The sequence below is a fragment of the Xenorhabdus szentirmaii DSM 16338 genome, assembly GCF_002632585.1.
In the GTDB taxonomy this organism is placed as follows: Bacteria; Pseudomonadota; Gammaproteobacteria; order Enterobacterales; family Enterobacteriaceae; genus Xenorhabdus; species Xenorhabdus szentirmaii.
Map to the genome: position 1 here is coordinate 266,045 of NZ_NIBV01000003.1, position 22,567 is coordinate 288,611.

At 46.2% G+C, this 22,567-nt stretch carries 19 protein-coding genes and 1 pseudogene; 3 read left to right on the forward strand and 17 right to left on the reverse strand.

Features of this window, described 5'->3' with window-relative positions:
• Positions 1–9: 9 nt before the first annotated feature.
• The 7 genes from Xsze_RS19950 to Xsze_RS19980 form a co-directional block, all read right to left on the reverse strand.
• Complete coding sequence (locus Xsze_RS19950) at positions 10–1,440, reverse strand: DNA cytosine methyltransferase (RefSeq protein WP_038240253.1); 1,431 nt, start codon at positions 1,438–1,440, stop codon at positions 10–12.
• Between the two features lie 189 nt (positions 1,441–1,629).
• Complete coding sequence (locus Xsze_RS19955) at positions 1,630–2,388, reverse strand: TIGR03747 family integrating conjugative element membrane protein (RefSeq protein ID WP_038240219.1); 759 nt, start codon at positions 2,386–2,388, stop codon at positions 1,630–1,632.
• A gap of 9 nt (positions 2,389–2,397) precedes the next feature.
• On the reverse strand, positions 2,398–4,461 hold the full coding sequence (gene traD, locus Xsze_RS19960) for a type IV conjugative transfer system coupling protein TraD (RefSeq protein ID WP_038240217.1): 2,064 nt from the start codon (positions 4,459–4,461) through the stop codon (positions 2,398–2,400).
• On the reverse strand, positions 4,458–4,997 hold the full coding sequence (locus Xsze_RS19965; RefSeq protein ID WP_038240215.1) for an integrating conjugative element protein: 540 nt from the start codon (positions 4,995–4,997) through the stop codon (positions 4,458–4,460). Before Xsze_RS19965 ends, traD begins: the two co-directional genes overlap by 4 nt.
• A complete protein-coding gene (locus Xsze_RS19970) occupies positions 4,979–5,674 on the reverse strand; it encodes a TIGR03759 family integrating conjugative element protein (protein ID WP_051462473.1) in 696 nt (231 codons plus the stop codon). The genes Xsze_RS19965 and Xsze_RS19970 overlap by 19 nt, the downstream gene beginning before the upstream one ends.
• Positions 5,671–6,207, reverse strand: coding sequence for a PFGI-1 class ICE element type IV pilus protein PilL2 (gene pilL2 / locus Xsze_RS19975; RefSeq protein ID WP_038240213.1), 537 nt, complete (start codon positions 6,205–6,207; stop codon positions 5,671–5,673). Before pilL2 ends, Xsze_RS19970 begins: the two co-directional genes overlap by 4 nt.
• A 105-nt stretch (positions 6,208–6,312) precedes the next feature.
• A complete protein-coding gene (locus Xsze_RS19980; RefSeq protein ID WP_038240211.1) occupies positions 6,313–6,597 on the reverse strand; it encodes a helix-turn-helix domain-containing protein in 285 nt (94 codons plus the stop codon).
• Between the two features lie 452 nt (positions 6,598–7,049).
• Between Xsze_RS19980 and Xsze_RS19985 the strand changes: the two genes are divergently transcribed.
• Positions 7,050–8,141, forward strand: coding sequence for an AAA family ATPase (locus Xsze_RS19985; RefSeq protein ID WP_038240209.1), 1,092 nt, complete (start codon positions 7,050–7,052; stop codon positions 8,139–8,141).
• Positions 8,102–8,794: a DUF4276 family protein gene (locus Xsze_RS19990; protein WP_244431833.1), complete on the forward strand. Its 693-nt coding sequence runs from the start codon at positions 8,102–8,104 to the stop codon at positions 8,792–8,794. The genes Xsze_RS19985 and Xsze_RS19990 overlap by 40 nt, the downstream gene beginning before the upstream one ends.
• 155 nt (positions 8,795–8,949) lie before the next feature.
• On the opposite strand, the gene Xsze_RS19995 is transcribed toward Xsze_RS19990, so the two are convergent.
• The 8 genes and pseudogenes from Xsze_RS19995 to Xsze_RS22480 form a co-directional block, all read right to left on the reverse strand.
• On the reverse strand, positions 8,950–10,650 hold the full coding sequence (locus tag Xsze_RS19995) for an AIPR family protein (protein ID WP_038240207.1): 1,701 nt from the start codon (positions 10,648–10,650) through the stop codon (positions 8,950–8,952).
• Between the two features lie 322 nt (positions 10,651–10,972).
• On the reverse strand, positions 10,973–11,485 hold the full coding sequence (ssb, locus tag Xsze_RS20000) for a single-stranded DNA-binding protein (protein WP_038240205.1): 513 nt from the start codon (positions 11,483–11,485) through the stop codon (positions 10,973–10,975).
• Between the two features lie 17 nt (positions 11,486–11,502).
• The gene (locus tag Xsze_RS20005) at positions 11,503–11,712 is read right to left on the reverse strand and encodes a hypothetical protein (protein WP_038240203.1); all 210 of its coding nucleotides are present in this window, start codon (positions 11,710–11,712) and stop codon (positions 11,503–11,505) included.
• A 78-nt stretch (positions 11,713–11,790) separates the two neighbouring features.
• Positions 11,791–12,255, reverse strand: coding sequence for an STY4534 family ICE replication protein (locus tag Xsze_RS20010; RefSeq protein WP_038240200.1), 465 nt, complete (start codon positions 12,253–12,255; stop codon positions 11,791–11,793).
• Positions 12,256–12,533: 278 nt separating this feature from the next.
• A pseudogene (locus tag Xsze_RS20015) lies at positions 12,534–14,526 on the reverse strand (DNA topoisomerase III).
• A 1-nt stretch (position 14,527) separates the two neighbouring features.
• Positions 14,528–15,253, reverse strand: a complete 726-nt coding sequence (locus tag Xsze_RS20020) for a PFL_4669 family integrating conjugative element protein (RefSeq protein ID WP_038240198.1) — start codon at positions 15,251–15,253, stop codon at positions 14,528–14,530.
• A gap of 385 nt (positions 15,254–15,638) precedes the next feature.
• Positions 15,639–16,220: a protein NO VEIN domain-containing protein gene (locus tag Xsze_RS22475; RefSeq protein ID WP_209435297.1), complete on the reverse strand. Its 582-nt coding sequence runs from the start codon at positions 16,218–16,220 to the stop codon at positions 15,639–15,641.
• Positions 16,157–16,711 (reverse strand): hypothetical protein, encoded by a 555-nt coding sequence (locus Xsze_RS22480; RefSeq protein ID WP_038240193.1) that lies wholly within the window; start codon positions 16,709–16,711, stop codon positions 16,157–16,159. The genes Xsze_RS22475 and Xsze_RS22480 overlap by 64 nt, the downstream gene beginning before the upstream one ends.
• A gap of 253 nt (positions 16,712–16,964) precedes the next feature.
• Between Xsze_RS22480 and Xsze_RS20030 the strand changes: the two genes are divergently transcribed.
• A complete protein-coding gene (locus tag Xsze_RS20030) occupies positions 16,965–20,567 on the forward strand; it encodes an AAA domain-containing protein (RefSeq protein ID WP_038240191.1) in 3,603 nt (1,200 codons plus the stop codon).
• A 176-nt stretch (positions 20,568–20,743) separates the two neighbouring features.
• Here the strand turns inward: Xsze_RS20030 and Xsze_RS20035 are convergent, their stop codons facing one another.
• Together Xsze_RS20035 and Xsze_RS20045 are read right to left on the reverse strand one after the other, a co-directional pair.
• A complete protein-coding gene (locus tag Xsze_RS20035) occupies positions 20,744–21,127 on the reverse strand; it encodes a hypothetical protein (protein ID WP_038240188.1) in 384 nt (127 codons plus the stop codon).
• A gap of 276 nt (positions 21,128–21,403) precedes the next feature.
• Positions 21,404–22,423: an IS110 family RNA-guided transposase gene (locus tag Xsze_RS20045; protein ID WP_099138984.1), complete on the reverse strand. Its 1,020-nt coding sequence runs from the start codon at positions 22,421–22,423 to the stop codon at positions 21,404–21,406.
• Positions 22,424–22,567: the final 144 nt, after the last annotated feature.

Here is a 22,567-nt window from a genome sequence, read left to right on the forward strand (position 1 = left end):
AATCAGACCTTATGCCACTTTTTTGCTGTTTTTTAGCGCAATTGCTTTGGCAATATAAGGTACCAATAACTGAGCCACAGTAGCAAAAGCAGGAACAATCACAGAGTTGCCAAATTGCCGATAGGCCTGAGTATCCGATACGGGAATGCGGAAAGTTGTGCCACCTGGTGATTCAAATCCCATCAAACGTGCACACTCGCGGGGTGTCAGCCTTCTTGGTCTGTTTTTCTGGTTTTCTTCATTGTCAAAATCCCTCTCTCCAAGCTCTCTGTTCCAGCCTCGGTCGATAAGTATTTCAGAGCCATCTTTATGGTAACGGGCGGACAAGGTGCGGGCAACGCTATTCGGGTTATCAGGGAAAACCAGACCAAAACCAAAGCCATTGCCTTTTGCCTGATGTTTTTTCGCGTAGTTGTATAAATATTTCCATAATGCAGGAGTAAGGATATATTTTTTATCAACATTACTGTCCAGTAGTTCTTTAAGAGCCGGTCTTTGCGCAGGAAAAAGTTGATTCATATTTCTGAGGGTAAATCCCTGGTGGATATTAAGATCACGCCGAAATCCAACCAAAACAATACGTTCACGGTGTTGTGGCAGGAAATTTTGGCCATCAATAATCTTTGGATCATCTTTCCCTGTATGTTCAACATCCGCAACTGAATATCCCAATTCATCCAAAGCCTGTACAATAACCCGAAACGTTTTCCCTTTATCATGGCTTTTCAGGTTTTTCACATTTTCCAGCAGGAAAATAGCCGGTTTTTTGGCAGCAATGATCCGCGCTACGTCAAAAAACAATGTTCCCTGCGTTTCACATTCAAAACCATGAGCACGGCCTAATGAATTTTTCTTTGATACTCCTGCAAGAGAAAAAGGCTGACAAGGGAAACCCGCCAGTAATACATCATGATTAGGGATTTCACGATCTATATTTTGGTATGCTTCTTTATCACTGACAGAAATATCATAGCTCAAAGTTATATCCCTGATATCAGAATTAAAGGTATGCTCTTCAGGATCGCAATACCAGTTTGCTTTGTAAGTACGGACCGCATCCTTGTTCCATTCGCTGGTAAACACACATTGCCCACCAATGTCTTCAAATCCTTTTCTGATCCCACCAATGCCAGCAAACAGGTCAATAAAACGAAAAGTGTAATTCGGATGGTGTTCAGGCGGTGATGGCAACAAACTATTAAGCATCTGTACTTCTAGTTCAGTTAATTGCTTTTGCACCATTTTACCATTTAACCAGCGATTAAGTGTTTCACGAGTCCAGTCGCTATGACTAATAGCCCGAAGTGCCTCAGCAACATATTTTTGATCATAGATTTCAACGAGTTTACTGATTAATGCTTTGTCTTCTTCCTTTTTCTGGCATTGTTCTTCTTCGTTTTGTGCAATCAGTTTTTGTGCAATTAACTCTAACTCTTTCATATTAAAAACCATTTAATTAATGGGATATATTAGTGTAATAATATCACCCAACTGACACGGGATAAAGTTAAACTGACAAAAAAAGAAGTCTCAGATACGTATAACAATCACTGACGCGCCGCTGTGCGGCTTGTCTGCTGACGCTGGAGTACAAAACAAAAAACGTTTTGCACTCCAGCGCCCAGCTTCTTACAGGTATTTCTTAAACATTGAGGTTGTTATCACGACCGCCATACCCAGCACTATCGCCGCAGGCAACAATATCACCGTGGGATACACCACATCCGGCCACGATAAATACAGTACACAGGGAACCGTGCAGGCCGGTTTAATCCCCCGTTTGACATGATGGTAAACAAAACTGGATTCATACCCTGCCCCGTAGCGCCGCAAATCCCTCCGTCCCAGCCCGTCAACCAGTGCAACTATCACCACCATCACAAATAAGGGGACGGATAACAGCAGAATGGCTATCCGGGTCAACGTCACCATCGTGATAAATACCGTCGCCAGACAATACTCCTGCAAATGACCCGATACACCCTGTAATACCGCATTGAATTCACGCATAAAACCATTGCGGCTATGGAAATGATATTGTGATTGTCCCTGAACCCAGTTCATAAAACCACTGTCCACAAACAACCATTGATAGGCTTGCGCCAACCCTGCCGAAACGGTTTGTGAGGGTTCTGACAGCAACAGGCTTCGGGTAAATTCCGAAGAGAGATAGTTAAGCTCTGCCTTCATCATATTCTGACTGTGAGTGGCACCCTGTTCCGGCCAGAAAAAAGCCATACCGAGATATTCCAGTAACAGGCTGAATAGCCAGGACATCACCATAAACCCAATGAGTTGCCACGGCCATTCCCATAACAGACGATAAAGCAGGCCATGCTTGCGGGGCGGTTGGGAAGATTGGCGGGACTGATTTTCTGACTGTGTCATGACCGGAAACTACCCCTTCTCTTCCCACCAGTTTTCACTGGTGCGGTAGTACCTGCGCATCTGCTCGGCAATGTTCTGCAAACTGGCCGGCATCAGGGCATCATCGTCATCCCCCGTGGGCAAAGGCATGCGGATTTTCCACAGCTGTCCGCCTTCCAGCAGCGCAAACGCCTGCCCTTTCGGCAGATTAATCATTTCAGCGGGCGTGACAAGCGGCGTTTTGACGGTGCCTACCCTGTCCTGTGTGGAAGAAGTGAAATCCTGCCCTTGTTCAACATCGGCAATATCCGAATGCCCGGATACCAGGGTCTTGCTGTAGATTTCCACTTCAGGTAACTGACTGGTGAGCAGTTCCGCCGTCCGGTTATCGCGCACACGCAACATAATCAAAGTGTTGAAGTTACCCACCACCTGCGCCGTTTTGGCCGGGCTGCCGATACGGGCTTCGATATCAGACGAGGTTTGGGTATACGCCGTCACCTGCATCCCCGCGCCGCCACCTTTGTTGATCAGCGGAATAAATTCATCCCCCATCAGTTCATTGAATTCGTCACAATGCAGGTTGATCGCCAGTTTCCCGTCATGGCGAACCGGCAATCCGGCATTCATGCCATATTTGTAAATCTGCCCCGCGACACTGACCAGATCCGCAAACATACTGTTGCCCACAGCTGAAGCTACATCGCTGTCAGACAGCGCATCCAGCCCGATATAGACAATGCCGTTTTTGCGGATCACCTGCTCCCAGTCAAAGATGGGCCGCAGATCCGTCATATTGAGATAATCCGGCGATAACAGTTCCGCAATTTTGCCTGTGGTCAGTTTTTCCAGCAGCGGCAATAAGGACGCGACAATTTTGTCAAAATAGGTGCGGTCATAACGCACGGCAGAGCGCAGCCCGTCTAGAATCGGATCATAGAGCTGTTTCCCCGCCTCAGAACTCAGGGTCATTTCCATGGCCCAGAGCCGGAGGGCATCAGGCTGTCCCTGCATATTGCGCGGAATGTCTTTTTCTTTCAGTTTGCTGAGAGAGTGATTGATTTGCGCCAGCAACTCCGGTTGCCTGTCTTCCATCACTTTGGTCGCATAGCGCTGATACAGTTCACTGATATTATTGACGTAGCGAGTTATCAGCTGGTAGTCCGGCCGATGCCCCAGTGCCACCAGTGCACGGGCGACAATATTGACAAACCGCCAGGCAAATTCACGGAACGCGGCACTGTTACCTTCACCGCTGAGCTGCCCCGCCAGACGGGAAGCCACTTCGGATACCCGACCAAACCGCCCGACGGCATTATAACGGGCAGAGATTTCCGGCCAGCCCAGATGAAAGAGGGAGAGTTTATTACCACGCCCTGCCCGATGCGTCTCTGCCCAGATGCGTCTTAACAAATCGGCATCCCCTTTGGGATCAAACACAATCACCACCTCACCGCGCCGGATATCCTGCGTTATTAACAATTCTGCCAGCCGGGTTTTTCCTACACGGGTTGTCCCCATCACCAACGTATGGCCGACGCGTTCGCGCAAGTCCATAAAAACGTCCGCTTCCTGTGGCTCAAGACCGTGGATAGCCGGATTGCCCCCCACCGGTGGCAGCGGGCGTACCGGATTCCAGGCAGCGTCTTTGTGTAATAGCGCAGATAAAGCTGGCCAACGGTATTCTGTTCGACGCTCCAGTTCGCGGGCGAGCTGATAAACCTGAGAGGGTTGTACGAATCGTTCCACTTCCGGTCGCCGTGTATCCTGCAAACGCTGGGTATGCTTCTGCTGCCAGCGAAATCCACGCCCCAGAAACAATTGCCTGTGACTGAGAGGAATGTGTTGGGTACTCATCTGGTAACGCGGCAGGCGGCGCAGGTTTCTGCGATAACGGATAACCTGAATGCCCTGCCAGGTGCGTATCATCGCCAGTACGGCAAAACCGCCGCCCATGACATAGCTGACGGAGGGCGCCAATGCGATAGCCCAAGGGGCCCGAATACAGACAAACGCCGCAACAGCGGCGACCAGCGCCGTATTCAGTTCAACGGCCGGGCGTAACAGGGCTTCAACCACATAACGGCGGCTCATGGTGATAACTGCTGGGAAAGCTGAGTGTCGGTAATTAACACCGGATAATGTTGCAACTGCAACCGACGAGCCAGTTCGGTGCCGGAAGCCGGCGATAATAATAAATCTGGCGCTAATGCTCTAAGTGACTGTAACCCCGCCGTCTCCCTGACATTGACGACCAGTCCCACGGCATGCAGTTTCTTAAGCTGCGCAGCATTCTGACTTAGCCACCGACGTGAATCCGGATCATCCCCAATCAGAAAAAGTGCCCCGATCCCCGACAGTTGGAGTGGCCTGCTGGCAACTTTCCCCGGTGACAGTTCTGGTGTGCTGACCGGCAGCATGGCCGCTTCAGCTGCCACGTCGGGCGAAAAAGGCGGTGCCGATGGTAAAGACGCATCATGTTGTTCGGCATTAATGCTTTCATAAAAGGGCGAGGCATCTTTGCCGCCTAAATCGGCAATCACATTCAGTTCGGCATGGCAGACAGTCATCCATAGTAAACCCACAACGGGGAATAAGTTCAGCGGTTTCATCATGAGGTGATTTGCCATCCCTGCTCTCCCTGCCGCAACAAGACCGGCATCCGACCCTTGCCAAACCGGAACCAATACCCCGCATCATGATTCAGGGTAATTTGTCGGTTACGTACCCGCTCAACGGGGATCTGATGTTTTTTGGCCCATTGCCGCAGCAGGTCATCATTCCCCTGGCTATCGACCAGATAGATATCAACAGGTTGTTTCGCAGCCAACACTTCAGCCAAGCGGGTTTCACATGACGGGCAATCTTTGACTTTAACAAACAGGGCCAGACGGCCGCTTACCTCCCGTGTTTTCGTCATGTTAACGGGCAGAACATCAGGAAACAGCCGCTGCCAGGCCGCATTCACTTCTTGCTGAAAACGCAGTTCTTTTTCGGTGCGAGCGAATTCTGTTTTGACCCACTGCTCAGCATAACGACGGCGTTCGGCCTCGTTTTCAGCCTCAATGCCCAAGGTTGTCAGCGGATCAAGTCCCGGCGATTGAATTCCCCTTGGCCCCACCATCAGATGCTGATAACGCTGATATTCCTCCATCTTCAATCCCCACTGCTCGGCCTGTGTTTTTAATGTTTGCTTTTGGCTTTCCACCGTCTGCGTCTGCTGTGACGTTAAAGGTGACGGGGTATCTGCCCATGCCGGGCTGCCGAATACTGCCCACATCATCAGCCCCATTTGAGACCCTTTCATGGCTGCTTTCCTTGTGGGGGTTGCGGGAGCTGATAACCCGGCCGCAAATGGTGACAAACCTGACGTTGTACCGCATCCACGTCCAGTTGCCAGGCCGGGCCTGCCATGAGCTGCAAAGCCGTATGCAGCCGAACAGGGCCGAACTGGTGGTGCACCGAAGGCAGCGGCTGGCGATATAAAATGTCATTGATTTTTTCAGGTGTACACAAGGTATAGCCCGACTGGCGCAATACATCACGCAGGGCATCACCCACCGTAGGCTTCTGGGAAGCAGGGAGACGAACCTCAATCAACTGAGAAAGCGGGTCACGCTGTGCAGCTGTCGGGTCGGTACTGACCAGCAGATATCGGCCATGACGAATAATTTCCGGCGTGTGTTGATAAATATCAGAAGGAACAGGCTGAATATTGCGCGTGACCTGCGTTGCAGAAATCACCTGTTCGGAGATGGGTTGGGATTGAAGTTGTTTGGACGGGGAATGACACCCCGTCAGGATAGTGGCCAATAGGCCCATTAATAGGGTTATTCTCATTCCTGTTATTCCTGCCCGGCAATAAAAGCCTCAATGTGCAGGAAATAACAGGATTTATTCAATCAACAACTGAAACTGCCTTTTAGGAAATAAAAATCTTATCGCTTATTGTTCTGCGATTTTTACTGAAACCGACTTACGTGCAGTACGTTCAATCAACTGACCGGACTGATCAAAATAACGACTTGGCCAAATTTCAGATGGATGGATCTCAAGGGTATTTGCAATGATCCATTCCCCTTTTGGCCAGGCGCGTGACAGGGTATTGGCAAGGGTTGAGGAGCTTAATCCGGCTTCGCGGGAGACTGCGGCGAGGGTTGTACCACGTTTGCGTAATGCACAAATAATTTCGGCTGGGTGCCAGTCTTTCTGAGTGTGAGTCATAGTCATACCTGCTTCCCCTTCTTTTGATTATTAAGTGGTGGCGATTCAAGACAGGGATTCTCAGGTACCGGAGTTATCAGCCGGTGAGGCCGAAGCCTCCCCTGTCTGAACCGCCATTGAAGGGGCGAGTACAGACACACTGGTAGAAACTTCCTACCAGTGGATAACTTTGAGGCCTGAGATTCCTCACTATCAGATTTTGCTGATAGCTTTTTTACTTTAACGAATTACGTTATTTAATTCAATAATCGAACGCGTAAGTTTAACAAGTAAATAAAATTGTTGGATGATGCGTTCCACACAAATTTACAGCATAAAAAAACACCTATTTGCGTATTCTCTTTGTGAGAAACTCAGCGTGGCGGGTGTAATTACTCGCGGTTATACCCATTAAGCCGCCCCCAGAAAAGTGTATAATAAGGCAAACAAAAATCGCATGATGCTGAAAAGGCAAAATTATGAAACCAGTAACCAATAATGACCATTTAAGCCGGATCAAGATAACAGGCTACAAATCTATTGCTGAATGTGATTTACCAATGGGATGTCTGAATGTCCTTATTGGGGCTAATGGTGCCGGAAAATCTAATTTCATCAGTTTTTTTCGCCTAATTGCCATCGTACTTGATCATCGTCTACAGTCCTTTGTTAGCAAAATGGGCGGCCCTGATACATTGCTACATTTTAGCCGTAAGAAAACTGAATACATGAGTTCTGAGCTTTATTTTGGCTACAATGGCTATAAATTTGAACTGGAACCTACCAATGACAATCGTATGATGTTCCGGCATGAATCACTTTTCGGGAATATCAAAGGTGGCTACGATATCGGCTCAGGTCATTTTGAATCTCAGGTCAGTAAACATCATACGGGCATCAACGATGATGCATTACCTGCCATGCTCCGTTGGCGGGTGTACCATTTTCATGATACAAGTGATAGCGCCAGAGTTAAACAAACCCACCGCATTAATGACAATGATTATCTGCGGGAAGACGGAGCCAATTTAGCAGCATTTCTGTATCGGCTGAAAAAACATCATCCACAGCATTACACGCGCATTATCAAAACCCTTCAGATGGTTGCACCGTTTTTTGGTGATTTTTACCTGCGACCTACTCCAGATAATGCTGACTACATTCAACTCGAATGGACAGAAAAAGAACAGGATATCCCTTTTAAAGCCAGTGAATTATCTGATGGCACTTTGCGCTTTATTTTATTAACCACTGTACTACTACAACCCGAAGAGTATATGCCCGGCTCAATTATCATTGATGAGCCTGAACTCGGACTCCATCCCTACGCCATTAACGTGTTGGCAGGCTTGATAAAAAATGCCAGTAATCAGCATCAATTGATTATATCTACGCAATCAGTTGAGCTGGTCAACCAATTTGATGCTGACGATTTGATCGTTGTTGACAAGCAACAAGGTGCATCCACCTTTAAGCGCCTGAATAACGAAATGCTTTCTGACTGGCTTGAAGACTATAGTCTCGGAGAATTATGGAAGAAAAACTTACTTGGCGGGAGGCCACAGCGATGATCCGCATCAATGTTTTTGTCGAAGGGCAGACTGAAGAAACCTTCGTGCGGGATGTACTGGCTCCTTATTTTTTTGCACAACAAATCTATCTGACGCCAATACTGGCTCAGACCAGTTCCAGTCAGAAGGGTGGAATCACAAGCTATGGTAAAGTCAAACACCAAATTACTCGTTTATGTCGGCAAGATCCCGGTGCATTCGTCACCACACTCATAGACTATTACGGGTTACCGACTGATTTCCCCAATTATAACGAACAACGGGATAGTGCTGCCAGCAAACGGGTAGTAAAGCTAGAACAGGCTTTTGCTGATGATATCGAACAGGTAAATTTTATTCCCCATCTGTTATTACATGAATTTGAAGCCTTATTATTCTGCCAGCCCGAAAAATTTACAGACTGGCTTGATGACCATGCGCCCATTGCCGCACTACAGGCTATCAAAGAAGAATTTGATACTCCTGAAGATATAAATAACAGTCCGCAAACGGCCCCATCGAAGCGTATTTTAGCTCTCATCCCCAATTACCATAAAACCTTACATGGCCCACTGATTGTTGGTGATATTGGCTTAGATACCATTCGCTCTCAATGCCCACATTTCGATCAGTGGCTAAAAAAAATAATAACTCTGAAAATAGAAATAAGCTAAATAGGTTTATTTTTTCATTTCCAATCAACTAGAAAACCCTGTTTTTTTTGCAGGGTTACTAATTTTCTATGAAAGTAATTTATAGAGCAATATAAGATTTAATACATAAATAACCCTCCAACATTATTCTTATTAAAAAACAATTTAATCTTATTTTATATACCTAATCGGTCATTTAAAAAACTCTTGAAACTGACCTGTATTAATTTACGTGCATCAGTTATATTCTTTTTTGGCTCAAAAACTAACAATGTACTTTCTAGTTCTTTTATACATTGTTGATAACTAAATTCTGGCTTTTCTTTTTTTATGTATAAAATATAAAAAACCTTTTGTTCTATTTTCTGGACATCATCACCTGCATTACCATATTCTCTTTTAACTTCAAAATAATTTTCTATAATTTCTGGTGCTTCGGTGATATTGAAATTTTGCTCTGAAAAAATATCTTCGTAATACCTACCGAAAATATGTTGCTTCTGGTTAGATGATTTTTCAGGATTCCCTTGCCTAGCAAACAATATTTGTCCAAATTGCTCCATACTAATTTTGTAGCGGTAATCTTTTGAATCGTCCATGCCGGTATCACCATTCTTACGAGCGTAAATTATACCATGCTCATCCAATAATTGTTCAATTTGAATTTGTAAAGTGCTTAATGACTTCAGATCTATGTTTGAAATAGAGTTTTGACTGTTTGTATATTCAGCTATTTTATTAGCCGATTCATTATCTGACGCGTTGAAAATTCTAACAAGGATCTCACTCTTAGATAAGTAATCTGTAATATTTTCTTCATGCTGACTATTAAAATTATGCAATGTTCTCAGAGTTTGGCCTCCATTCAAAACTTGAAAATCACTAATGGAAATACGAACTTTTTTACCACCATTTACTGCATCTGCTCGAATGTTCTTAGAAACAATCGTCATCCCATTATTATACATGAAGAATTTGCTTGGCTCTTCTTTAAGTGATTTAGCTATGGCTTCATTATATTTAGAACGCTGAACAAACCCCCGTACATTATCGAATAGAACTCCATAATCGATCTTTTCTTTAGCTAACACCTCAATACGTTCACAATTATAATCATTTCGAAGCAAAGGATCCTTACAAGTAATTCGAATAATATCAGCGGCACTTAAACGTACTATATATGATTTTGATGTTGAAATTGTGCTTTCTGAGTATGACATTAAGGCATCATTATCAATAATCAACTCAGCATTTATAGGACTTGGCCTAATCGACATCATACTTTTAATATGGGGAAGACATATAGGCACCACTTCCATATCATAAAAATCTTTTAATTCCTGTATTGATGATTCATCAATATCAATTGGAATTGCTTCATTACTAACCATATAGAGACATAATCTCCATACATCTTTTCCATTAAGTTTATCGATCGTTTTATCAACAAACCCCTTCAACTTCCCTGTTAACTGAAAAGAATTTTCATTCATAATAGCATTTATTAACTTAGTTGATATAAATGCATCATTCGAACTTTGCTTTTGATCAGTTTTAAAACTTTCTCTAAATTTGAAATTAAAGAGCATTATTTCTCTAGATTCTTCATCTATATAAAAAGCATCAATTCCATGGTCAATATGACGCTCACCTCTAAGATAATCGTTATATTCAGTGTCAATTATGAAATCACTAATTTTCTCCAAGTCTTTTTCATTACAAAAACTTTCAAGCATAAATAAATAAAAACCAAACCTTTCTTTAATTTTATTATTTTCAGGTTCTTTATAAAACCTCCTAGATTTAGATAGAAGATCAAAATATTTTTTACACTTTATATTTAGTAATTTAAAATCATTAATACTTGCAATAATCATAGTTTATCTCTTTTAAAATATTCTCAGCAATATACTAATTTAATAAAATATCACATACTCTACTACATGCAAATTGATAAGCCATCCCCTTTGCACTTTTGATATAAGTTTTTTTCCAAGTACTCATATGCACAATCACAAAACAATTAATTACGTGAATAATTCAATGTTGATATTATTTTCAATAAAAATATATTGAATAAGAATAATTTAATAAGAAATATTAATTTTTTATATTTTTAATAGGCTTCTATGTATTGATATTGGAATTCAAAATAAGCCCTGTTATGACAGGGCATATTTGTCTAAGACAAAAAATAAGTCAAAAGGGGATCTCCGAATCCCAGTCGGTTTTATCCTCTTCCGGTAAAACTGAAACCTGTATCGGCTGCGTATTTTTTCTTTCCTTATTAGCAGGTTGAGATGGTGGTTGCTTCTGTGCCGGTTTATGTTCCGCCTGCTGAGGTGCCGCGCGCTTCGAATCCCCACGACTTCCCAGCATCTGCATCGACCCATTCACATTCACCACCACTTCGGTTGAGTAGCGATCCTGCCCCTGGTTATCCTGCCATTTGCGTGTTTTCAGCTGACCTTCGATATACACCTGCGTCCCTTGCTGCAAATACTCCGCTGCAATGTCGGCTAATTTGCCGAAAATGGCGACTCGGTGCCACTCCGTTTTTTCCCGCAACTCGCCGGTTTGTTTATCGCGCCAGTTTTCTGAGGTGGCCAGTGAAAGCGTGGCCACGGTACCACCGGCGGGCAAGTAACGGATTTCCGGGTCCTGTCCCAGATAACCCACTAAAATCACTTTGTTAATCCCGCGTGAAGACATATCCATTTCCTTATCGGTTAAACTGACTGACGTTGTGTCCATTGTCCCTGTTTCAGGGCAAATTCCGCCTGCTCACGCCGGGCAAAATACTCCACGGATTCACGGGAGCAGGGAATACCTTCATCTGTCGTGCCGATATAAAACCCTGCACGGCGGCGCAAAACGGTTAACGGTAATTGTTTATGGCAATATTGCAGGGCCAGAACCCCAATCGGTGCAACATTCATAGTGGTATCCTGTTGTCTTTGTTCATAAAGGGACTGCCCTGAAAGCTCAGGGCAGGTCAGAGGAATCACAAAGGAATATCAGAAAGAGTTCTCTGCATATTCTTTTTGCGTGATGCCGTTCTGAGGTGGCATCGAATCGGATTGTTCAGCCTGATACACTTTTTCCTGACCGATTTTAATCCAGTCAACTTTGATCAGACGGGCTTTCAGGCTGACGCGCTGTTCACCCGCATGATCACCGCGTTTCAGGGTAAAGATATCCGTTGAAGGATTGCTTAACGTAAAGCCCAACAACACTTTTTTGTCCTCGTCTACCGCTTTCTGGCAACGGCCGACCAGACTGGTTGCTTCCTTGCCGACCACGGTAATATCAAAACGCACATAGACCGGGTTATCACTCGGCCCGTTCAGCGCATTGATCACACAGCTCAGGAACGTTCCGCTGGCGGTGCTGACATGGCGGATATTATTCAGATAACCCAGTCCTTTGATATTCAGGTTGAAATAATCGTTTTTGGTTAAAGATGGGGTGTTCTCAGACATGCGATGTTCTCCATGGAGGTAAAAAAATACGATGTGACGGAGAAAACCCGCTTCCCTGACGGGAATGATTTTTCCCGCCGGGCGTCAGACGCCTATGTGGTTGGCGTTCTGATAAAAGAATAAAAAACCTTCACTGCCGTTGAACTGGCAATACCTGCTTCCAAAGGTGAGCAGATGTACCGCAAACAGGCGCTCCCTTTCAGGCTACGGGAGTTTTCGGCTAAAAACTGCGTGATTTTTAAAGCATCCGCTAATGGGATCAATCAATAACCCTATTTTCATGCCGACGAATTTCCCCGCCGGTTTTTTCGGGAACCGGTCACCGCGCTGGCATTCAGCATCCCCTTGCACGCCGGGTAGCGGGTGCAACCCCAGAACGGCGTTGTTTTCCCCATGCGTTTTTGCATCGTGCCGCCACAACGTGGGCACACCGGGGTTTTCGGCAGGGTAAACTGAATCGGCTGCGCCTTGCCCTTTTCCATTAAATGAGTCAGCCATTGCGCCTGTTTCTGCATAAAGCTATCCAGTGTGGCGCAGCCCCGGGCAATGTCGTCCAGTGACTGTTCCCAGAGTGCGGTCATGCCCGGGTGGGTCAGGACATCCGGCAGTCCTGCGATCAATTCCTGCGCCAGTTGTGTTGCATGCAGGTTTTTCTTTTTTCGTACCAACAACTGACGTTTAAACAGGGCTTCAATGATGCCCGCCCGGGTCGCCTCCGTGCCCAGCCCGCTACTCTCCCGCAGCACTTTTTTCAGCTGTGGATCGTGAATAAACGCCGCCGCATTTTTCATGGCGGCAATCAGCGTCCCTTCGGTAAAAGGTGCCGGCGGCCGGGTTTGCCGGGGCTGTATTTCTACCCCATTCACCTGACAGATTTCCTCTTTTTTCAATGCAGGCAGGACGGCATTTTCGTCCGGTTTTTCTTCTTGTTTTTCTTCCTGTTCACGCACAAACAACGCCTTCCAGCCCGTGGCCACACTCACCCGCCCTTTCGCCTGAAATCCCTGTCCGCCGATATTCAGGGTCACCTCGGTCACATCCGTTTCCTGTGCAGGCAAAAACTGCGCCAGATAATACTGGCGGATCAGCTGATAGAGTTTTAATTCGTCTGCCGTCAGTTTTGTCATATCAAACGTGTGGCGGGTCGGAATAATGGCAGGGTGTGCGGTGATTTGGCTGTCATTCCAGACACGGGAAAGCAGGCTGGTATCCAGTTGGCTGATAATGCCGCTCATCGCCGGGTCGGTACGGGTCAGCGCGGTAAAAACCGCCGGAATGTCTGCCCGCATGGAAACCGGCAGATAACCACAATCCGTGCGCGGATAGGTGGTCGCTTTATGGGTTTCATACAGCGACTGGGCAATCGTCAGTACCTGACCGGCGCCCATGCCCCACTGGCGGGAAGCCACCTGCTGGAGTGTCCCCAAATCAAAACAAAGCGGCGGCGGGGTTTTCTCCCGTTTCCGAATGAGTCCCGTCACCACAGCATGTTGTGTCTGTTGGCAGGCTTTAACCACACGATGTGCGATATCCTCCCGAATACAGTGTTTTTCTTCATCACACGCATCGGGGGCGGGCAGCCACTTAGCCCGAAAAGCCACATTATCTTTTTGCAATGTGGCCATCACCTGCCAGTAAGGCCTGGGTTCAAACCGGCCGATAGCATTATCGCGGTTCACGACCAGCGCCAGTGTCGGCGTCTGTACCCGCCCCCTCACCAAATCCCTGTGCCTGTGCTTTCAGGGTATACAGGCGGGTCAGATTGATGCCCGTCAGCCAGTCAGCGCGTACTCGTCCCAGCCCGGCCTGATAGAGCAGTTCCGTTTGTTTCCCCGGTAATAACGCGGCCAGAGCCTGCCGGATACTGGTTTCATCCAGCGCGGACAGCCACAGCCGCCTGACGGGTCCGGTGAAACCACAGTATTCCAGCAATTCGCGGGCAATCACTTCCCCTTCACGGTCGGCATCCGTGGCGATGATCACTTCATCCGCCTGTTTCAGTAACTGTTTGATCACCGCAAACTGCTCAGCGGTCTCTTTTTTCACCGTCCATTGCCATTGCGCCGGCAGTACCGGCAGAGGCTCCATCCGCCACGGCGGGCCGAATTGTTCGCCATAGTGCTCCGGGGCGGCCATTTCCAGTAAATGCCCGATAGCCCACGTTACGGTCACGTTCTGGCTCAAAAGACATCCCTGCCCACGCTGCTTCACACCTAACACGCGGGCGATATCCCGGGCCTGAGAGGGCTTTTCACACAGATAAAGCTGCATATCACCCCCTGCCCGCATCCTGAACAACAGCACGCCGGATCGGTGAAAAACCGGAACGCAACCGGCCCGACAAAATATCAGGCTCCGGCTCGCCCAGCCATTTAATGGCTTCAAGGCCGGCCGGTGTTTTTTCCTCAATATCCGCACGGGTCACCTTCAGAGGGCGGTAAGAACGCACCAGACCATAAATCTGGCGGATCACCCGACTGCCGTTATGCAGCAACGCATCCCGCTCAGAACGAGAGATAAAACCGTAATGAAACGCCTGAAAAGTTTTCATCGCCAGTTGGTCATAACCGATCAGCAGCCAGACACAGCGGTAACCCAATGGTGAATGGCTGTAGACACCGATATTCAGCGGTTCAACGGAGGAAACAGCCGATAACGTAACGTGTTCCGGCAAAGCATTCAGCGTCTCCTGCAAGGTGGCAATACTCTGCTGAAGACTGGCCGATGCTGTTGCTAATGACTGTTCCAGTTTAATCAGCCAACACTCGGCATACGGGTTATCAGCAGCCGCATCCATGCTGATCGTCCCCGCCCGCTTAATCACCTGTGGCATGCCGATAATATCCGGGTATTGACGGCGGCCGGTGAGATCTTCTTTTTTACGCCCTTCCCAGAGGCGGATGGCGTAGTGGGTATGCAGTTCAATGGATAATGCGGATTTCAGTGCGCCGGCACGACGGGGTGTTGGCGGTGCGGTTTTTTCGTCAGGCTCAGACATAAAGAGCAACTCCTGTTTGATCGGTTTATGTCTGTGGAATTATCAGAGGAAAGGCATCGGTGGCTCAATGGATAATCAGTTATAGGGGAAAAAAGAAAAACGCCCCCTTTCATAGATCTTAGAAAAGGTTATTTTTATCGGTTTGGATTTGTTATCCGGCTAGTAAAGTGTGATTTTTAACCTCTTGAGCCTCAATTACAGCCATATAATTTTCAACCTTTATTACCTCAGTCAGCACAACATGGTATTGCGAGTGCCCGTACGAGCATATATTAAAACTGTAACGGGAACTTCATTTGTATGACCCCGAATAAAACGAGCTTATAGTTAAGCTGCTTGGCTTATCAGGCGAGGCCTTTTGCGAGGAAAGTATGAATTTCACTGACTAATTCTTCCGCTTTCTGGATAACGAGCCAGTATACACATAGGGTTCAATATCGAATACTTGCTCTATTTCGTTTGAATCATATTCAGTGATATCAGGGGTAGTGGTCAGAGCGGATGTGACCATGACAAGACGCCATTTTGGATTAGATTGTAAACCTTTCTGATGCTCATTCCGAGTAAGAAAAAACTGTGATGAAGAGCCTGCCGTACCTTTAACCTCAACGTGCAATTCTGATTCGCCATCTTTAGTAAAAACAAAGTCATAACCACAGGGTAGATGAGTAACGCGCTCGCAGCCATATCCCTTTGTTGTATAATGTTTAATAACAGCACGCTCAGCGGCTTTCTCAACTGCCTTTCTATGCGCTGGCGTACCAAACCCTTTCAAGGGATCGATCACTCCAAGTTCAAGATCGGGAAGATTATCTTTGTCAGGATTCTTAATGGCAAGTAGACTCATCTCCTTTAAGCGATTTTCAAGGAGATTAAGTACACGCTTCTTGTCATCGGTGGTATTTACACTCGGCCCTTCAAGGAAAGAATACTTTCCTTGTCTAATAGAGCCATCCGAGAACGGCATATTCCTAACCTCGTGTGGAATAAAATACGCTGTCTTACTGGTGATGCAATACGACCAGTCATTAACCTGACCCACAGCATTCCTCTGCATTTTGATAATGTTGTCAGGCAGATCCAGAATTCACCATGCAGGGTAGCATCTTCGTACCACCCAACAATGTGGATACCAGGATATTTTGGATTCTTCGCGAGGCAGATAACAGTCCAGCCATCAGGATCATTGTTTGAAAGTGCGTATTTTCCTGTTTGGGGCGGCACATAGCAATAATAGGTTCCATCAGATTCTGGGGCAAAGTTGAACGCTTCGTTCCCTCTTTTTTCCTTGTTATCGTCGAGCCAGTAAAAATTGCCATCAACTGGCCCACCACAATAATCATTTGACCAACCGAACTTGACCCATAGAATTTTTTTCATCAAATGTTCCCTCTTCGTATTGATTTCCGTGTATCTCTTCGCCTTGATCTTACCCGCTTTTGCGCGGAATTTTGCCATATTAATGCCAGCAATTCTGCGCCGATATCAGAGCTCCTATAAAGTATTAAGAAACGTCCAAACGATCCAGCACAGAATGACAACCCTATACAAAAATAGCCATTATTTCAGCCAGTAACTTTTAGCACCAGCAAAATTCAATATGAATTCCAAGGATAGAGTTGACAGGACACACAGTTAAACTTCCCACACCTATGTTATTCTCTTTAAGTCAATTTTAAGGAACATGGACTGATAAGGCATATCCAGAATAATGAAAAGCACTTCGAAAATTATCCTCATGGCTTGGCAAGATTATCTGAAATGCGGCGGCGCAGAAAAAAGTAAAATACCAGCCAATAAGTTACATGAAGATCATCAACTCGTACTTAGTCAAGAAAACTGTGAGGATACTCAAAACGGAGTACGCATTCACATCACACCTAAGATGTATGAAAACTGGCGCAAGCGCTTTGTCAAATATGGTAAAAAGGGTGAGATTATCCATATTGAACCCGTCAATCTGCTGTTTCCGCTATTACGCTGTACAGAGAATGTGCGAGACAAATCTTACGTGAAATACCTACCACTATTCTCTTTCCCACTGCCAAAAGCGTTATTTGAACAAAATAGCACCTCTTTACTACTCCCGGTTAAAGATGGGCAACAAATAAGCGCATTGTCATTTGCTTTCCGTGAGATGTTTGGCATTCAATTGGCTGAGTTGGGTGAAAATCGCCATATGATGAGCATTGTTAGCGCATTGACGGGCCGTAAATATGACACCTTCCTTGAAGCATTTGAATCGTTTCAAGACTGGGTCACAAAGCAGCCGAATAGTAAGCATCAGGGACTGGAAACTGCATTTAATGCCCTTATTGCGCCACTACATAATGAAGATTACAACCTGAAACGAGATGCAGAAGATTTCAGTTGGCTGTGTGACAATTCCGAAGGCGAATTCCCACTGCTGGAACAGTATCTCAACCATGTTCACAGTGAGGATAATTCTCCAGACATATATGAACTGGTAACGGGAGGATTGTTTGAAACACAGCATCCTCTTGGACATGGGCAGATGGAAGCGATACAGGCGATTAATCAGGATGAACGTCTGATCGCTGTACAAGGTGCCCCTGGTACAGGTAAAACCACTCTATTTAAGTCTTTGATTGCCCAGCAATTGGTAGCACGTGCATTGTCCATTGCTGAAGGCAATGACCGTAATTTAGGTATGTTGGTGACATCTACCGCCATAAAAGCAGTAGAAAATATTATTGACGACCTACGTAGTGACCCGCTTACACAACAGCTTGACTGGCTCTGGTTTCACGGTGGATCTAAGGATCAAGTACAGAATGAACTTGTCCGAATAGAGAGACTCATCAGCCGCTTGCGGCAGGAACGTTATGAAGAACATACCCAGCGTAACTACTTATCTGTGTTGCTCCAACATCGTGATGAACTGAACACTTGCTATAAAACATACCTGAATGAAAAAGCTGCTGCTCTGCAGTCTGTTGTCAATTGTAGGCTTGGGACAGCGGATGTACAGGAACTTCCTCTACGTTTCGCTAATAAATTCACCACATTTGCTGCCCATGTTCAGCATCAGGGTATCAATGCCTCACTTAACCACCCTGACGACCTTGATGACTTCTCATACTATCTGGAGAAAAGCTTGTATATATTAAGTCAGGAAAAGGAATTACGTCAGCAAGCTCGAAAGGTTTATCAAACCCTGCGAGCGACTTGGCCACTACCGCATAACGTGGAAGACATTCTCCACTGGATAGATTCTCCGCTACGCCCTGCACTTGAGCTACATTACCGTGACTATCCCCGCAGAGGAATCAGGCTACATCTGGCACGTCTGTTCGAGGGAAAATATCGAGCACGATTACAGCAAATGCGTGCTGCGGTGCCAGAGGATTTTCAACATTTCAACCTTAGCATACTTACTCACCACCAATTAACAGCTCTGGCAGATGCCGGAGAAACATTGTCGCAACAGGAGGAAAAACTTCAGCTACTGAAATTACTCCTGCATTCTGGACCTGATGCCCAGCAAGAAAAACGCCTGCTAAGCCTCAGCGCCGAAGTGATAGATCTGCAAAACCAATGGTGTAATGTAGTGTATGCACAACAGATGATGGCTCAGTATCAGCAGCACTATCCGGAAGGTGACTGGTGTGACATCTTACGTAAACGTTTTATCAATCAGCATCGAGAAATGTTTGAAATGGCTATTGGCTATCTCTGGCAGGAACAGCTGAAACGGAAAATAGAATTAGAAGAGGTGTTGACCCATTGGCAGGCTCTGGTTAATGGACGCCGCAGCGCAGGTTATTATCGCTGGCTGGATAAGCTGGATGAATTCTATTCTGCACTGTCGTTGGTATATCCGGTGATGGCAACTACGCTGGTATCCGCCTGGAAGATGGCTGGCTATCGTAAGCTTGATGAACTCAAAGGCCATAAACCTTGGCATCTGGCACTTTGCGATGAGGCAGGCATGATTTCGGTTGAATCACTAATTCCGTTGCTAAGCCGCAGCGAGAAAGCGATGATCGTCGGTGATCCGTTGCAAATCGAACCTATCCGTAATCTCTCTGAAAATCTACAAACGCAACTGCGTGAACGCCATTTTACAGACAATAACACGTTGTATGAACGAGTTTCACCTGCAACTGTTACGGGGTGGCACCGTGCTGCTGGTACTCTTTCAGGTCGTGTAAATGATATTGGCAACAGTATTATTTTGGATGAACATAGGCGGTGCCAGAAGCCAATTGCTGACCTTTTTATCCGTTTGGCTGGTTATCACGGGGTTACGGTAGAAACTGCAACACCTGACGAACGTATCGCCAGTGCCTTTGAGAAATCTGGCGGTCACCATTTGATGTTCTACAGCGTAGAAGGTCAGAAAGGGGATGCCGTGAACACTAACCTCGACGAAGTCGATGCCATTGAACAACTACTGGATAAACTGGAAGAGGCGGGTTATGACCTGACGACAGATATTGGTATCGTCACCCCTTACACTAATCAGAGATCATTACTAAGTAAGCGCTTCGCTCAGCGCATGAATCATGCTCAGAAAAACTGTATCGGTACTGTACATCAGTTCCAAGGAGTAGGATTTGAGGTCATTATTTATAGCCCGGTAATTTTTCATCCCCTTGATACTCCGAATTTTCAAAATGATTCGCCTAATATGCTAAATGTAGTGGTTTCACGCGCTAAACAACAACTAATCATCGTAGGTAACTATCATCGACTGCGACAAGCAGGAGGCTACCTAAAGGTACTCGCCGATAGAGTTGCAGAAGATTTTCTTCTCGAGCAAGGTAGTCAGCACCCGCAGTTTGCAAGCCTGAGCCAGACTCCACGTTTACAGCGTTATTATCGTGACTGTGAACATATTGCCGCATTCAGCGCGCTGATAGCACAGAGTAAAAATGAGGTGATAGTGATTACACCGTGGATTCGACGAGGAGGGACGCAGTATCAAAGGCCTGAATTGGCACAACTGTTGGCAACGCAGCAGCGTGGCGTAAGAGTCAAAGTCTATTACGGTTATTATCATCAACGCTTAGATCGTGCAGATGATAATGATCATACGCTAATTGCCGAATACCGTGAACAACTTGGAAAAGGAAATATTATCCGTCTAACAGAAGGTACACATGAAAAAGTGCTGATGATCGATGGGCGTTACATTATTCTCGGTAGCTGGAACTGGCTTTCCCATGGTTACCACGATAGCTGCCAGCGCAGAGGGCAATTCAGTAACGCCATTCGTCATGAGATAAGCGCCGAATTGGATGACGTTACGTTAGTGAAGGAACTCAGAGATCGACTGGGGCTGGAATAACCTCAACGTTGAACTCGGGAGACCAAATTGTCTTGAATTATCGGGATGCTCCCTGAGTTAGTTATTCCGATAAATTAAGGCAACTTACTAATTTTTCCATCCAATACTGGTAGTACGGGCTGGTACAACCCTTATAGACTGGTTGTTTTTTATTCATGTTGGCAGTACCAACACGTTCATTTTTCAACCAAATCGGTGTAACCTGCAATATCGCGTGTTTTTATTCTCCTCCTGACCTGATCGTATTTCGCCAGATTCAGCTGCTGACGGATCTCACTCACCATGTTGCAGACATGTGCCGGCGAAGCCGGTTGCAGCGGACGTGAAACAGGCTGTTCAGGTTCAATCGGCCGTCTTGCAGGTGCTGCCACAGCAGCGGGAGCACTAACATGACCCGTCTGCACAAATAATTTCCCTTCCCGTGCCCGCTTCATAACGGTCAGCAACCAGCCCACCGGATTACCAATGTGACCTGTCCGCAGGGCGTTATCCAGACTGCTCAGTACAGTTTGCACCTGTTCAGCGGGCAGCGCCTGCAACTGACCTGTCAGCATGGCCACTATATGAACGCATCCCGTTTGCAAGACAAAAGTTATTGTGACATTGAAGGTAGATTGCAGCTCTATATTCGGCCTTGTTACAGCTAATACTGCGGGCCTCGATGTAATCCGCTGACCTGCGCCTTATTCCTCGAACGAGATTGACGCTCTGGTGACCATTCAGGTTTAGCAAGTCACGGTCTCACCTTTCGTTGTCATCATAACTCTTGCCTCAGCAATCTTTCTGTATTCGTCTTTTTTAATTAAGTTGAAGTAAATTTTTATCTGTGAAATACCTCAATAAGGCCTGATACTGACGTAATCTTTTTCATATTCCCGTTGATGAGCAATCAGTGCCCAGACCGTGCGAGCCAGTTTATTCGCCATCCCGACAATCGCAACACTAACCGGACGTCGTTTTTTCAGTTCGCTTACCCACTGGGGCGGTGTTTTCGTGCATAACGTGGCGACTCTGGCGCCATGGATAAACAGCGTCCTGAGATACGTATCCCCACGTTTACTGATGCCCAGTAACTTAACCCGGCCACCTGTTCCTGTTTGCCGGGGAACCAAGCCCAGATAGGCGGAAAACTCCCGGCCTGATCGGAAAGCAGTGGGATCCCCCATCGTAGCGATGGCTGCTGTAGCAATCAGAACACCCACACCCGGAATTTTCATGATCCGCTGACAATCCGCATGCTGATTTGCCCACTCAGTCAATTGTTTTTCCAGACCGTCAATTTCTTTATCAAGTTCACTCAGGCGATAATATTGCTCTTCAATCAGGCTGATCAGGAAGGGGGAGAGTGTTATCCTTAACCGCTCAAGCACCTCGGGTATCGCTTTGTCTAACGATGCCCGCCCCTTATGCACTGTCTCACCAAATTCCAGTAACAATCCATGCAATGCATTAATTTGCGCGGTTCTGAATTTCACTAACTGAGTACGCATCCGGTGCACAGAAAGTAGGGTTTGTTGTTCTTCATTTTTGATAGCGACGGGTTTACCCGGTTGCTGAACGGCCATCCAGATTGCCCTGGCATCCATGACATCGTTTTTGTTACCTATACGAAAAGCTTTAACAAATTTGGCCTGAAGCAAATGAACTTCATGCCCTAACTTTTTCAGCTCCCGTGCCCAATAGTGGGCACCACCACACGCTTCCATACCAATCAGACAAGGATCCCGGTTGCTGAAAAAAGTCAAAAAATCCCGTCGTCGTAGCTGTTTATCAATGATTTCACCGGTATATTCATCAACGAAATGAATTTGCATCAGATACTTTGCGATATCGACGCCAACAGGCGTATATTTCATGAGTGGATCCTCCAGTTATCAGAGAGCAACAGGCTTCTCATTTAGGCACTATAAGGCCGGAAATCTGAGAGGATCCACACCTTACCTCTCAATTTCAGCATAGTACCGAGGGTTACGTGGTTGGGATGCGTTCATTACATTCCT